This window comes from Pseudomonas syringae CC1557, assembly GCF_000452705.1.
Lineage (GTDB): Bacteria > Pseudomonadota > Gammaproteobacteria > Pseudomonadales > Pseudomonadaceae > Aquipseudomonas > Aquipseudomonas syringae_F.
Genome location: NZ_CP007014.1, coordinates 3,700,396 through 3,713,808, shown reverse-complemented (window position 1 = coordinate 3,713,808; position 13,413 = coordinate 3,700,396). Strand labels below are relative to the sequence as shown.

The 13,413-nt window shown below is 57.1% G+C and carries 11 protein-coding genes; 7 read left to right on the top strand and 4 right to left on the bottom strand.

Going from position 1 to position 13,413, the window contains the following annotated elements; genetic code table 11:
- Positions 1-144: 144 nt before the first annotated feature.
- Positions 145-1,221, top strand: a complete 1,077-nt coding sequence (gene hppD / locus N018_RS16325) for a 4-hydroxyphenylpyruvate dioxygenase (RefSeq protein WP_024644027.1) — start codon at positions 145-147, stop codon at positions 1,219-1,221.
- A 169-nt stretch (positions 1,222-1,390) separates the two neighbouring features.
- Here hppD and N018_RS16320 read toward each other — a convergent pair whose 3' ends face one another.
- The gene (locus N018_RS16320; protein ID WP_025390224.1) at positions 1,391-3,589 is read right to left on the bottom strand and encodes a putative bifunctional diguanylate cyclase/phosphodiesterase; all 2,199 of its coding nucleotides are present in this window, start codon (positions 3,587-3,589) and stop codon (positions 1,391-1,393) included.
- On the bottom strand, positions 3,586-3,879 hold the full coding sequence (locus N018_RS27490; RefSeq protein WP_154219956.1) for a hypothetical protein: 294 nt from the start codon (positions 3,877-3,879) through the stop codon (positions 3,586-3,588). The genes N018_RS16320 and N018_RS27490 overlap by 4 nt, the downstream gene beginning before the upstream one ends.
- Before the next feature lie 33 nt (positions 3,880-3,912).
- On the opposite strand from N018_RS27490, the gene N018_RS16315 reads away from it, so the two are divergent.
- Positions 3,913-5,469 carry a sensor domain-containing diguanylate cyclase gene (locus tag N018_RS16315; RefSeq protein WP_025390223.1) on the top strand — a complete coding sequence of 519 codons (1,557 nt, stop codon included), beginning with the start codon at positions 3,913-3,915 and terminating at the stop codon, positions 5,467-5,469.
- 106 nt (positions 5,470-5,575) lie between these two features.
- On the opposite strand, the gene N018_RS16310 is transcribed toward N018_RS16315, so the two are convergent.
- Complete coding sequence (locus tag N018_RS16310; RefSeq protein ID WP_025390222.1) at positions 5,576-6,367, bottom strand: IclR family transcriptional regulator; 792 nt, start codon at positions 6,365-6,367, stop codon at positions 5,576-5,578.
- Between the two features lie 138 nt (positions 6,368-6,505).
- On the opposite strand from N018_RS16310, the gene hmgA reads away from it, so the two are divergent.
- Together hmgA and fahA are read left to right on the top strand one after the other, a co-directional pair.
- Entirely contained in the window at positions 6,506-7,810 is a 1,305-nt protein-coding gene (hmgA, locus tag N018_RS16305; RefSeq protein ID WP_025390221.1) for a homogentisate 1,2-dioxygenase, read from the top strand.
- On the top strand, positions 7,810-9,105 hold the full coding sequence (fahA, locus tag N018_RS16300; protein WP_025390220.1) for a fumarylacetoacetase: 1,296 nt from the start codon (positions 7,810-7,812) through the stop codon (positions 9,103-9,105). Before hmgA ends, fahA begins: the two co-directional genes overlap by 1 nt.
- Before the next feature lie 18 nt (positions 9,106-9,123).
- Here the strand turns inward: fahA and N018_RS16295 are convergent, their stop codons facing one another.
- Complete coding sequence (locus tag N018_RS16295; RefSeq protein WP_024644033.1) at positions 9,124-9,738, bottom strand: TetR/AcrR family transcriptional regulator; 615 nt, start codon at positions 9,736-9,738, stop codon at positions 9,124-9,126.
- A 195-nt stretch (positions 9,739-9,933) separates the two neighbouring features.
- Here N018_RS16295 and N018_RS16290 point away from each other — a divergent pair, with 195 nt between their 5' ends.
- The 3 genes from N018_RS16290 (at position 9,934) to N018_RS16280 (ending at position 13,371) form a co-directional block, all read left to right on the top strand.
- On the top strand, positions 9,934-11,025 hold the full coding sequence (locus N018_RS16290) for an MBL fold metallo-hydrolase (RefSeq protein WP_024644034.1): 1,092 nt from the start codon (positions 9,934-9,936) through the stop codon (positions 11,023-11,025).
- 112 nt (positions 11,026-11,137) lie between these two features.
- Positions 11,138-12,367, top strand: a complete 1,230-nt coding sequence (locus N018_RS16285; protein ID WP_025390219.1) for a cyanate transporter — start codon at positions 11,138-11,140, stop codon at positions 12,365-12,367.
- 68 nt (positions 12,368-12,435) lie between these two features.
- Positions 12,436-13,371, top strand: coding sequence for a LysR family transcriptional regulator (locus N018_RS16280; protein WP_024644036.1), 936 nt, complete (start codon positions 12,436-12,438; stop codon positions 13,369-13,371).
- The last annotated feature ends 42 nt before the right edge of the window (positions 13,372-13,413 follow it).

The following is a 13,413-nucleotide window of genomic DNA, read 5'->3' as shown; positions in this document are numbered from 1 at the left end:
AGGCTGCCCTCATGAAGATTCTTGGTCTGCAACTGATTTTCGGTGATTTTCTCGCGCGCAGCGTGCGCGGTATTCCGTGTGCGCCGCCCGCAGGACAGTGATTGCGTTGTTTGTTCACCCTCACTTTCCTGCAAGGAGCCAGTCATGGCTGATCTCTACGAAAATCCGATGGGCCTGATGGGCTTTGAATTCATCGAATTCGCTTCACCGACCCCCAACTCTCTTGAGCCTGTGTTCGAGATGATGGGCTTCACCAGGGTTGCGACTCACCGTTCCAAGGATGTGACGCTGTACCGCCAGGGCGCGATCAACCTGATCCTCAATAATGAACCGCACAGCCTGGCGTCCTACTTTGCGGCTGAGCATGGCCCATCAGTGTGCGGCATGGCATTCCGCGTCAAGGACGCCCAGCAGGCCTACAACCGGGCGCTGGAACTGGGCGCGCAACCGCTGGAAATCGCCACCGGGCCTATGGAGTTGCGCCTGCCAGCGATCAAGGGCATTGGTGGCGCGCCGTTGTACCTGATCGACCGGTTTGGCGAAGGGACGTCGATCTATGACATCGACTTCAACTTCATCGATGGCGTGGACCGTCATCCGGTCGGTGCGGGCCTGAAATTCATCGATCACCTGACCCACAACGTGTATCGCGGTCGTATGGCTTACTGGGCGAACTTTTACGAAAAACTGTTCAACTTTCGTGAACTGCGTTACTTCGATATCAAGGGCGAATACACCGGCCTGACCTCCAAGGCCATGAGCGCGCCGGATGGCATGATCCGCATCCCGTTGAACGAAGAATCATCGAAAGGCGCCGGGCAGATCGAAGAGTTCCTGATGCAGTTCAATGGCGAAGGCATTCAGCACGTAGCCTTCTTCACCGATGACCTGATTCAGACCTGGGACGCACTGAAAGCCACCGGCATGCGCTTCATGACGGCACCGCCGGACACTTACTATGAAATGCTGCAAGGGCGCCTGCCGGATCACGGCGAGCCTGAAGCCGAACTCAAGTCACGCGGTATCCTGCTGGACGGCTCCTCGGAGGGTGGCGAACGTCGACTGCTGTTGCAGATATTCTCCGCCACCCTGATGGGGCCGGTGTTCTTCGAATTCATCCAGCGCAAGGGCGACGACGGGTTCGGCGAAGGCAACTTCAAGGCACTGTTCGAATCTATCGAACGCGATCAGATCCAGCGCGGTGTACTGACGCCGGATTGAGCGGCTTAGACTCTCGTGCCAATGCTCTGATACATCGCTACACCCGGAATCGGCTGCACCCGTTCAAGGATGGGCGGGTGCCCGCTCTTTCCGTGAAAACCTTGACGTCGTGTGCAGGGTCAGTAGCGCACTACAGGTTTTAAAAGCGCCTGCTCAAGCGGGCTCTGCATTATTTATGATCCCGCACAGCCGATGCTCGTTCATGAGTCGAGATATAACGCGCAGTGAATTCATGAGCCGTCATAGGGCGACCATACAGATAGCCTTGGCCTTCATCGCACAAATAATGCCGCATCAAACTTTCCTGTTCGCCGGTTTCGATGCCTTCTGCAGTGACTTGAAGGTTAAAACCGGCCGCCAGCCTGATAACAGCCTCGATGATGACTTCGTCTTTTTTGCTGCGTTCGACGCCACTGACAAACGAGCGATCAATCTTCAGGCGGGTGACCGGATAGTCTTTCAGAAGGCTCAAGGACGCATAGCCTGTACCGAAATCATCGAACGCAATGCCTACCCCCAATGATCGAAGGTGGCGAAGGGGTTCCATGATTCGCTGCTCGTTTCGCAAAATGATGTTTTCTGTAATTTCCAGTTCAAGTGAGTGCGCGGGCAAGGAAAAGTCGTTAAGTGCACTTTCAACCATTTCAGAAAAGTCGCGCATGCGAAATTGAGCGGCGAACAAATTGACGCCGATCCTGAACCCGTCACAGCCGCTGTTGCGCCATTGAGCGGCCTGCTCACAGGCTGAACGCAATATCCATTCGCCTACCGGTATCGCTAGCAGGCCTGCTTCCAGAGCATGTAAAAAAAACGCCGGGGACACGACACCGAGGGTCGGATGGTTCCATCGTATTAGGGCCTCGGCCCCGGTAATTGCGCCATCGGCAAGTCGTATCTGGGGCTGGTAGTACAGCTCAAACTCTTTGTTCGCCCATGCCTGACGCATTGATGAGCTGAGCGCTCCTCTTTTTGAAGCGGTCTGTCGATGCTCGGCGGTGAACACACGAACAAGGGATCGTCCGTCAGACTTGGCTTGATAGAGCGCCAAGTCCGCGTTGCCCAGCATTTGCTCCCCATCGTAATCGGAACCTGACCTTACGGACACGCCGACACTGGCTCCGATATAAATGGAGTTGTCTTCAAACTCTATGGGTTCCTCGATGACTGCAATGAGCGCCAAACCCAGCGTGATCGCTTTGGACTGATCTGCGGTGTCTGCCATGAAAACTACGAATTCGTCGCCACCCAGACGGGCAACCATATGAAACGTCGGCACGTGTTCGCGAAGGCGACTGGACGTCACTTTGAGGACAAAATCACCTGCGGCGTGGCCTAACGTATCGTTAACATCCTTGAAACCATCCAGGTCTATCAGAAGAATTGCCGCTGATATCTGTGCGTCACACGCCTCTTTGATCCGCCTTTTGAGTGTTGAGCGATTGGCGAGGCCTGTCAGATGATCGTATTCAGCCGCGTGCTTCAGTAGTTTGTCCGCAGCGACACGCTGGGTGACGTCACGAATGATCGCCCCAAATTGTGGCTCGCCAGCAGCGCTCCATTGCGAAAGCGAAAGTTCGATGGGTATTTTATGGCCGTCGCGATGTATGGCCGTCAGGTTGACGGATTTTCCAATGATGCTGGCCGGGCCGCCGGAGACCACCCTCGAGAAACCTGCATTGTGTCGGGAGCGCATCTCTTGCGGAATAATGATGTCGAGCGGCTTTCCCACTGCGTCTTCGGAGGTATGCCCGAAAATAAGCTCGGCTGAGTTATTCCATGAGGTGATTTGATTTTTGCTGTTTGAGCAAATAATGGCATCGGGTGAAGTCGACGTGATGTTCATGAATCGGGTATGACTGTCCCTGGTCTCGAGTTCGAGCCGGCGCAACTCCATTTTTTCAATAACCATGATGGCCAGGTCCTGAAGGACACGCTGGTCACGGTCCGAGAATAACGCTCGGGGCTGATTGTCGATCAGACATAAACTGCCCAAGACATGACCGTTGGCGGTTATGAGTGGCGCCCCCGCGTAAAAGCGAATATGGGGCGCTCCGAGAACCAGGGCGTTTGCGCTGAATCTCGCATCCTGCGATGCATCAGGCACCCAGAAAACAGTACGGCCCATGAGCGCAAAATTACAAAACGAGACGTCACGACCCGTTTCGCATACATCGAGGCCGACACGTGCCTTGAAGAATTGTCGGTCGCGATGGACCAAAGAAATCAGAACAATGGGGGCATCAAAAATTCGCGATGCCATTTGCACGATCTGATCGTATTGGTGCTCAGGTGGCGTATCCATCAACCCGAAAGCATTCAACGTCTGAATGCGCTCTTCGTCGTTATCGCTTACTGGGTAAGTGCTCATTCAAGGTTATCGCTAAAAGCTGACCGCACATGAAATGCGAAGCGATTGATCGGGATTGTCACTGCTTCAGCATCGATGAAAATAAACTGCCAACCTGCGCTTTTATCACGCCAAAAAAGGAAGTTTCGATACATTGCAACACCTCTTGGTAGCGTATCGGCAGCTATTTCAGGCAGCTTAGAAACTGTATCGTCAGGAAAGCGGATACCTGTAAAAATCTCTTTCAGCCGAGAAACGTATGCGTCAAGCCCGCGTCCGGTCTTGGTATCTGGAGGGTACGGAAACTGCATAGGCCGTCTTACCGCCAATTTGATGACAGCCCTATGACCCATCTCTCCTTTATGTCGACGAGGCTCACGGCCTCGGCGCTCACCAAAGCGTTGATCGGCTTCATTGTTCTGGTTTGTCTATCGTTGGTTCTGGCTACGGCCTGGCAGATGAACCAGTCCAAGCGTGAGCGCATCGCCGCCGCCAGAATTGCGGTATCCAACATCGTTCTTGCCGCGGAGCAGCAAGCCCAGGACACGATAAAGCAGGCTGATAACACGCTGCGCGATCTTGTCGAGCGTGTTGAACATGACGGGGTCGCAGACGAGCAGCAAGCCCGTTTGACAAAGCTGATGGCTCAAGACCTGGTGAACGTGAAAGCGCTTCAAGGGCTCTTCATCTACGATGCGCAGGGCAACTGGGTCGCCAACTCCTTTGCCAAGGGCATACAGACGAAAAACAATGACGATCGCGGGTACTTCATCTATCACCGCGATAACACTGATGAGTCCATCCACTTAGGTTCCATCGTGCAAAGCCGCAATACGGGAGACATGGTCATCCCGATCAGTCGGCGTATCAATGCTGCCGACGGCAGTTTTGCAGGCGTTGCCTTGGCTACGGTGCCCGTGGCGTATTTTCAAACGTTTTTCGAGCGCATGGATGTAGACGACAAGGGCGTCATCTTCCTCGCGCTGAACAATGGCGACCTGCTGGCCCGGCGACCTACATTAACCGCACTCATGACGACCAATGTGGCCAAGGGCGATATCTTCACGCGCTATCTGCCTTATAGCGACAGCGGTACCGCCTCGATCAAATCTGTGGTTGATGGCGTAGAAAGGATATATGCCTATCGGCGGGTGTCCGGATTACCCATCGTCGCCGCTGCCGGCGTTTCCTTGCAGCATGTGTTTGCGCCCTGGTGGGCCTATGCGCTGCGGTCCATGGTCATGACCGGCATCATTATTCTGGCGTTGGCGTTGTTGGGCGTTTTGTTGTATCGGCAAATCCGACAGTTGATCACTGCGGAAGGCGAACTGAACATCGCCAGAAACGAGCTGGAGATCATCGCTCACACTGACAGCCTGACGCATTTGGCCAATCGACGCTGCTTCGATGCTGCCTTGCAACAGGAGTGGGAACGAGCAAGCCGCGATGACTCAACTATCGCAATCATTTTGTTGGATATTGACTGGTTCAAGCAATACAACGACATCTATGGCCATCTGCGGGGTGACGACTGCCTGAGGCAGGTAGCAGGGCTCATCGGCAGCAGTATCACCCGGGCTGGGGATATTGCAGCACGTTACGGCGGTGAGGAATTTGTCATTCTGCTGCCCGAAACGGATTTGGCGAGTGCGCTGAGCGTCGCTGAAAAAGTCAAATCATCCATCGTGAATACTTTTATAGAACACTCCGCCAGCCCGCTGGGCAAACTGACGATCAGCTCGGGCGTAGTGGCGATCAATGCACCAGCGAAGGAGGGGTATACCACCGCTCTGGAGGAGGCAGATCGACTCCTTTACTTCGCTAAAACCAAAGGTCGCAACCGTGTCGAGGGTCGGTTGATTCATGGTTTGCATGGAGCGGGTCGTCTTGCCAACGCATAGCCCGTTACCCCTGATGTTTGAGCGTGATGGATTTCTGCACCCAGGAATGTAACGCGCTGAGAGTGTCGAGAGGACATACCCATCCAGAGTCCGATGATGGTGGGCATCAAACGGGCGAACGGCTACCGCCCATACGCGCACTGATCACCGTCGCCGTTTCAAGCAGACGTCTGGCCGCCTCGCTCTGCGCCGCGTCATTCAACACTGATCCCGGCCCAACCACCGTGATCACCCCCACCAGCTTGTCGCCCATGGCGAACAGGGGCGAGGAGGCTGCGTTGATGCCCGGCATCAGCATGCCCTGAATCTGGTGAACGCCAGTGCTGCGGATCTGCTCGATGTGGCGCTCGATCTCGCGCAGTTGACCCGCATCCAGATGAGGCGTTTCCTGTTCACGCAGCAGCGCGGTTTCTCCCTTGGCCAGAAAGCTGTCGAACACCAGTCCGGTAGACGAACTGAGCAGCGGCAGCACCGAACCGATCTGCGTGACCAGCGTCACCGCGCCCATCGACGGCTCGACGTACACCACCGTCGGGCCTTTGTTACCCCATACGGCCAGGAAGCAGGTCTGGTTCAGTTCGTCGCGCAGGTTGGCCAGCCATGGCGCCGACACCTTCAGCACGTCCAGCTTGCCCAGCGATGCCAGCCCGACCTGCAATGCTTCTCGCCCCAGCCCGTAATGGTTGTTGACGGCATCCTGTTCGGCAAAGCCGCTGGCGATCAGCGCCTGCAGGTAACGGTGGACCTTGCTGGGCGGCATGCCCAGATGCTCGGCCAGTTTTGACAGCGAGGTGGACGGCGACAATTCAGCCAGCGCCTTGAGTACGCCCAGGCCGACTTCGGCTGCCTGAACCTTCTGCTGACGTCCACCCGCAGGGCTTTCAGTTTCTTGGGTCATGGGAACACTGCGCCGGTCTGGGAAGGCAGCTTTATAGCTTGACCGGCTTTCAAACTCAAATTACGTTAAGCGTAATTAATTTACGTAAAGTGATATTCCGTTAATCACTGTGTGACCGAATAACAACAAGAGGTCCAGATGGCTATTCATTCCAGCACCGACGTACTGGTTTACCAGTCGGGCTTCGGCAACCAGTTCAGCAGCGAAGCCTTGCCAGGCGCATTGCCGGTGGGTCAGAACTCGCCGCAGAGGCATTCGCTGGGCCTGTACGCCGAGCAATTCTCGGGAACTGCCTTTACCGTCGCACGCAGCGAAGCCCGACGCAGCTGGCTGTACCGGATTAAACCCTCGGCGGCGCATCCGCGCTATCAACGTATGGACCGGCAGATCGTCGGCCGTGAACAAGGCCCGATCAACCCCAATCGCTTACGCTGGAATGCTTTCGATGTGCCGGCCGAAGCCACTGACTTCATTGATGGCCTGATTTCCCTGGCCAGCACCTCGACGGCGGATCAGGCCGACGGTGTCAGCGTGTATGTGTATGCAGCCAACACCTCAATGCAGCGCGCATTTTTCAATGCCGATGGCGAGTGGCTGATCGTGCCGCAACAAGGGCGGCTGAGAATCGTCACTGAGCTGGGCCTGCTGGACATCGAACCGCTGGAAATAGCTGTGCTGCCGCGTGGTCTGAAATTCAGTGTGCAACTGCTCGATGGTAACGCACGCGGTTATATCTGCGAGAACCACGGTTGTGCCTTGCGCCTGCCGGAGCTCGGGCCTATCGGCAGCAACGGGCTGGCCAACCCGCGTGATTTCCTGACCCCGGTAGCCTGGTTTGAAGAACGCGATAAGCCGTTGCAACTGGTGCAGAAATTCCTTGGCGAATTGTGGGCGACGCAGCTGGAACATTCGCCGTTCGACGTGGTGGGATGGCATGGCAACAACGTGCCGTACAAGTACGACCTGCGGCGCTTCAATACCCTCGGCACGGTCAGCTACGATCACCCGGACCCGTCGATCTTCACCGTGCTGACTTCGCCAGGTGTCATCCACGGGCAGGCGAACATCGATTTTGTGATCTTCCCGCCGCGCTGGATGGTGGCAGAGAACACTTTCCGGCCACCGTGGTTTCATCGCAACCTGATGAACGAGTTCATGGGCCTGATCGATGGCGCCTACGATGCCAAGGCCGAAGGCTTCATGCCCGGCGGGGCGTCGCTGCACAACTGCATGAGCGCCCATGGCCCGGATAACGTCACCGCGGAAAAAGCCATCGCTGCGGACCTCAAACCGCACAAAATCGAAAACACCATGGCCTTCATGTTCGAAACCGGCAAAGTATTACGCCCCAGTCGCCATGCGCTGGGCTGCCCGCAACTGCAAGCCGATTACGATGCCTGCTGGAATGGCATGGCCAGAACGTTCAACCAGGAGTCGTTTTGATGAACAGCGCTTCGAATCGCCGTAGTTGGGTCGCGTCAGCCAACGGTCATGGCGACTTTCCGCTACAAAATTTGCCGTTGGGCGTATTCAGCCACAACGGCTCTGAGCCGCATGGAGGTGTGGCGATTGGTGATTTGATTCTTGATCTGCGCGCGGCTTTGAGAGGTGGCTTTTTTCAGGGCTCCGCCGCGGAAGCTGCCGAGGCCGCCAGCCGCGACCAACTCAATGACTTTTTCGCACTCGGCGCTGCTGCGCGTCGAACTCTGCGCTCCGCGCTGCTGCAATTGCTGGATGAAGAAAGCTCGCAACGCGCAGCCTTGCAGGCTGCATCGGACGTGCTGCTGCCGATGAACGAGTGCACGTTGCACATGCCTGCGCGGGTCGGCGATTACACTGATTTTTATGTCGGCATTCACCATGCGCTAAACGTCGGCAAACTGTTCCGTCCGGATAGCCCGCTGCTGCCCAACTACAAATATGTGCCCATCGGCTATCACGGCCGGGCATCTACCCTGTGTACTTCCGGCACATTGATCAAACGGCCCAATGGGCAGACCCTGGCGCCAGGTCAGCACGTTCCTGAATTCGGCCCTTGCAAACGGCTGGATTACGAACTGGAACTGGGCGTCTGGATCGGCCCTGGCAATGCGCAGGGCGATGCGATCGGGATTGATCGCGCCGCCGAGCATATCGCCGGGTTCTGCCTGCTCAACGACTGGTCGGCGCGCGACATACAAGCCTGGGAATACCAACCATTGGGGCCGTTTCTGTCGAAGAGCTTTGCGACCACTATCTCGCCTTGGGTAGTGACTGCCGAAGCCCTCGAACCGTTTCGCAGCCCCCAGCCGCCACGACCCGAAGGCGACCCGCAGCCGCTGGCATATCTGCTTGATCAGAAGGATCAGCAGAATGGCGCGCTGGATATCGAGCTGGAGGTCTTGCTGCTTACTGAACAGATGAGGGCTCAGGGGCAGGTGCCGTATCGATTGGGTCTGAGCAATTCGCTGAGCATGTACTGGACCGTTGCGCAGATGGTTGCGCATCACGCCGTCAACGGCTGCAAGCTGCAACCAGGTGACCTGCTTGGCACCGGCACCCTATCTGGCCCGCAGCCGGGGCAGTACGGCAGCCTGCTGGAGATGACTGAAGGTGGCAAACAGGTGCTTACGTTGCCAGGCGGTGAGCAGCGAACGTTTTTGCAAAGTGGCGATGAAGTGATCCTGCGTGCTCGCTGTCATCGAGACGGGCAGGTGTCGATAGGTTTTGGCGAGTGCCGAGGCACAGTGCAGGGCTAAGCGAACGATCCCACAGTGTCAGCGGGTGACTTCATACCAGCCGAGGAACATGTTCAGGGTCGACTCCACCACGTTGCTCTGCTCTTCGGGGGTGAGCAATGGTGCGTTGAAGGTCACCTGCGGCCAGAATGCAAATGACTTGAGCAGCGCGTGCATTTGCGTCGCGGCAAAGCCCGGATCGACAGGCTTCAGACGACCATCTTTCTGCGCGGCGCGAATCCAGGCGCTGAACGTTTCTTCGCGTTCGTTGATGCGCGCCATCCACACCTGCGCGCGCTCGGGCGAGTGGATGGTGGCACCGACCACGACCCGGGCCAGATCAACGAAGCTGCTGTTGGTGAGGTTACGCATCTTGCCCCACAGCAAGTCGCGCAATTGCTCGCGCAGCCCGGTTTCAGTGTGATAACTCACTTCCGATTGTGGCGGGGCGCAGCTCCACAGGCGCTGGAGCATTTCCGCGAACAGCTCTTCCTTGCTCGGGAAATGGTTATAGACCGTCCGCTTCGAAACCTCGGCTCGCGCCGCAATGCGGTCCATACTGGTGATCTCGAAGCCACGATCACCGAACTCGGCAATGGCTGCCAGAACAATGGCTTCGCGTTTCTGATCGGTAAGGCGCATCGGTGCGGTCATAGGTTCGCTTCAAACGTGCGTTTAGAGAAAGTTACACTCGGCAGTTTACTTGTCGCCAAGGATCATGCAAGCTTAAAACTACACCGTGTAGTGTAAAACACTGTTACATATTTTCCATCGGACGTCCTGCAACGGGATTCACGTACAAAGTATGCACAGCTGGAGCCTTAACCTGTCCTCAGGAGTCAGCAAATCATGGCCTCGACCCACCAGAAAAAGGATGTCTCTGCACTGCCTGTCCTGTCTCGGCACGAGGGGCGCTACCGCAATCATGCGCCCGTGAAACCGCTGGGCTTTTTCCGCACGCTCGGTATTTTCTGGGATCAGACATTCAACAAACCCAAGGACACGCGCCCGGCAGGCGAGATTCCGGTACAGCCGCTGTCGCGCCAGCAATTGCTCGCGGCACCGAATAACACGGTATATCGCCTTGGGCACTCGACGGTGCTGCTCAAGCTGCGCAACCGCTTCTGGATCACCGACCCGGTATTTGCCGAGCGTGCCTCGCCCGTGCAGTGGGCGGGGCCGCAGCGCTTTCACCAGCCGCCGATCAGCCTGGAAGACCTGCCGCCGATTACCGGGGTGATTCTTTCGCACAACCATTACGATCACCTGGACCGCATGGCGATCAAGGCCCTGACCGACAAGACCGAGCACTTCCTGGCGCCGCTGGGCGTGGGCGACACGCTGATCGAGTGGGGCGTGCCTGCGCACAAGGTCCGACAACTCGACTGGTGGCAGTCTACCGAGGTTGAAGGCATCGAGTTTATCGCCACGCCATCCCAGCATTTCTCCGGTCGCACGTTGCTCGACAGCAACCGCACCTTGTGGGCGTCCTGGGTGATGATCGACGCTGATCAGCGCATCTTTTTCAGTGGTGACACCGGTTACTTCGACGGTTTCAAGACCATTGGCGAGCAGTACGGGCCGTTCGATCTGACCCTGATGGAAACCGGCGCCTACAACGTCGAATGGCCGCAGGTACACATGCAGCCTGAGGAGACCTTGCAGGCGCACCTGGACCTGCGCGGCCGCTGGTTGCTGCCGATCCACAACGGTACATTCGACCTCGCGATGCATGCCTGGCACGAGCCGTTCGACCGGATTCTGGCACTGGCCTGGGAACAGAATGTATCGATCACCACGCCGATGATGGGGCAGCCGTTCTATGTGCAATTCCCGTGTCGCGGCATGACCTGGTGGCTGGGTGTCGATGAGGCCATTGAGCCCGATGCACAGCGCGACGACAAGGCTACGTCTTGCAGTTGCAATCGCCAGAACGCCTGAAAGCTGCTGTTAACGGAACTGGACTGATTTCTTGATAGCCCGGCTCATATTTTGATTTGTCGCCAACCAGCACATCCTGCCTAATCGTGACCTTTACAGCGAAGGTAACGGCATGCAAGTGCGTGGTTTGACAATGCAAAACATAGGGTTGATGGTCAGTGTGGTATTGCTGGCGTTGAACCTGCGCCCATCGATGGCTGCAATCGGTCCATTACTGTCGGCGATTCGCGAGGATTTGCCATTGGGCTTCGGGACGGCTTCGCTGCTGACCATGCTGCCGGTCATGGCCATGGGGCTGGCGATGTTTTTCGGCATGAGCGTTGCCCGCCGTTTGGGCTCGCATCGCAGCATAATACTTTCGTTGGGACTGATCGGCCTTGCCACTCTGGCGCGCCTTTTTGTCGAGTCCGTCGCACAGCTGATCATCAGCGCTGTGCTGGCAGGTCTGGGCATTGCCATGATCCAAGCCTTGATGCCCGCTCTGATCAAGTCGCGCTTCAAGGCCAATGTCTCGCTGTGCATGGGACTTTACGTGACCGCAATCATGGGGGGTGCAGCCATCGCTGCGTCCTTCAGCCCGCTGATTCTGTCGCGCAGTGGCAGTTGGCATTTCGCGCTGGCCGTGTGGTCCGTGTTGGCGCTATTGGCGCTGTGCTTCTGGTGGGGCCAGCAGCAGCTTTTGTCCCAGACTGAAAAGTCGAGCGAAGTGCCACAGCGGCAAGCATTTTCGCACATGCCTCGGGCCTGGACGCTGGGTGTTTTCTTCGGGCTTGGCACCGCTTCCTATACCTGCGTGCTGGCCTGGCTGGCGCCCTATTATCTGGAACATGGCTGGAGTGAGCAGGGGGCCGGACTGTTGCTGGGTTTTCTGACGCTGATGGAAGTCATCTCGGGCCTGCTGGTGCCAGCGCTGGCGAACCGCAGCCGCGACAAGCGTATTGCGCTGGGCGTACTGCTGGTTCTGATGATGATCGGTTTCGCCGGGTTGATTCTGATGCCGCAACAATTGAGCCTGCTATGGGCCAGTCTGCTGGGATTAGGTATAGGCGGTCTGTTCCCGATGAGCCTCATCGTGTCTATGGATCATATCGACGATCCACAGCAGGCAGGCAGCCTGACTGCGTTTGTACAAGGGGTCGGTTACCTGATCGCCAGCCTGTCGCCGTTGCTTGCCGGGGTGATCCGGGATCTTACTGGCAGCTTCGCTGGAGCGTGGTGTTCGCTCATGGCGCTGGTCGCAATCATGCTGCTGATGGTAGTTCGACTGGACCCACGGCATTATGATCGCCATCTGCGTGGCACCCGTAGCAGGCTGGAAATCGTTGGCGATGGGGCTGCATGATTGTATTTTGATGCTATCTTGCACGCGCAGACCTGATCGTCCGATCGCAGCGCTAGCGAGATGCCTCGATGCTCAACAGTAATGCCCTGAGAAAGCTCGACATGCAAGACCTGATGGTCTTTGTCTCGGTGTATGAGCAACGCAACCTGACCCTGGTCGCGGATGCGCTGCACGTTAGCCAGTCGACGGTCAGTTACTGCCTGAAAAAGCTGCGCGCCAATTTCGAAGATGACCTGTTCATCAGCACCCGCAACGGCATGCGCCCGACCCGCAAGGCGCTGGCCATGCACGATCATGTGCAGCAGATCCTGCGGACCGTCAATCTGTGCCATGAAGGCCTGAAGCTATTCGATCCCACCCGCAAGCAAACCACCTTCAACGTCTGTGCGCCAGAGTACTTCGAGCTGTTGGTGTTGCCGCACCTGATGCGCGATTTTGTGGCGGCGGGCTTCTCGGTCACGGTCAATGTGCAGAAGCTGGACAGGCAATTGCCAGTCGAACAATTGAACGATGGTCGCGTCGATCTCGCCTTGTGTTTTGGTCCGGGTTTTCATCGTATACCTGACAGCCTGTTGTCTCAGGTACTGCTGGAAGATGACCTGGTCTGTGTCATGGACACGCGATCCGCACCACAGCATTCGCTGATTGATACGGCGACCTTCGTCGGGCGACGTCATGTGTACCCTACGCCATGGACCTCCGACAGCAACATGGTCGACGGCTGGTTGCAGCGCCAAGGGCTGGAGCGCGAAATCGTCGCGCGCGCCAACAGTTACCGCTCGGCGTTGCAGTTGCTGGAAGGCACTGATTTCATGCTTGTGTTGCCACGACGTATCCAGACGCTGCTGGGCAATGAGCCTTGGATTTCGGTTTTCGAACTGCCGCCGGACTTGCCGGGTTTCAGTCTGGACATGGTCTGGAGCGGGCAGGCTGACCAGGAGGAGGCCAGCGCCTGGCTGCGTGAGCAGATCGTCAAGGTGTGTGCAGAGCGCGGTCTGCTCTGAGTCGTGCCAGGCGCTCGCCGCTGTACACATTCTGACTGACTC